The 950-nt window shown below is 46.3% G+C and carries 1 protein-coding gene; it reads right to left on the bottom strand.

Translation table 11 applies throughout. The features are described from left to right. On the bottom strand, positions 1 to 950 hold a 950-nt coding region (locus HMPREF1640_RS11970), incomplete at both ends, for a VapE domain-containing protein (RefSeq protein ID WP_036895175.1).

Genomic DNA, 950 nt, shown 5'->3' with positions numbered 1-950 from the left:
GCCCATCCGCTTGGCAACAAGTGGTTGGTGGGTATAAATACCCAAATAAGTGAGTATCTCCGTAGTGGTCATTAACGAATAACTTTCATCCTCCGTTGGCTTTTCAAAACAACGCAACAAAAGCTCCATCTCTGCAGTCTGTACTTGGAAATCCTCACTCTCTCTGTATAGTTCCGTTATCTCTTCATCGTCAAACCAATAGCGGAAACCTATGCTCAGCAAGGCTTTCGCTTCCGCATAGACATCATCCATAGAAACAGCCTTTGCTCTCTCAATATCTATGGAAAGCACTTCAAAGGGCAGAAACCGTCTGCTGCCTGTGGGGTCGGTAAGGAAATCGTTACCATTTACCGATGCAACGAAACTCGCCAAATGTGGATGTTCCTCCACATACTTGTCGTAAGGCATACGGTACTTGACCATCGGGCAGGTGATGAGGTTTTTCAGTTCGTTCTCGTCACGCTTGTTGAGGGCTTTGAGCTGGTCGTCAATGTTTACGATGAGGTTTTGCCCTATATAGGTAAGCGTGTCCTTCTCTTGCGGATATATCTTTCCCGTGTAGCTGTAACCATGCAGGGCAGGTGGGCAGAGCAAGTCAAGGAAAGTTGTCTTGAACTTGCCCTGCTCGCCTGTCAGTACAAGACAGGTATGGTTACGGCATTCACGGTCGTCCATGGCGTTGGCGACCACTGCCACGAGCCATTTGGTAAGGTATGGCAGCCACTTGTCAGAGTTGCGCACAACTACGCAACTTGCCAATTCGGGAATGGCTTTCAATGAAAGGGAAGAAATATCACAACAGCTATTGTTTTCATTATTACCATTACTCTTACTGCCATAAGCATAACTATCGCTATTGCCACTGTTATTACCACTGCTATTATCAATATCCACCAAGGGCAATCCCTTGAAATACTCCTGTATGGGATTGATACGTGGAGAGAAGCTAC

Source organism: Prevotella sp. S7-1-8 (assembly GCF_000758925.1).
Taxonomy (GTDB): domain Bacteria; phylum Bacteroidota; class Bacteroidia; order Bacteroidales; family Bacteroidaceae; genus Prevotella.
This window is presented reverse-complemented; position numbering and strand designations above follow the sequence as displayed.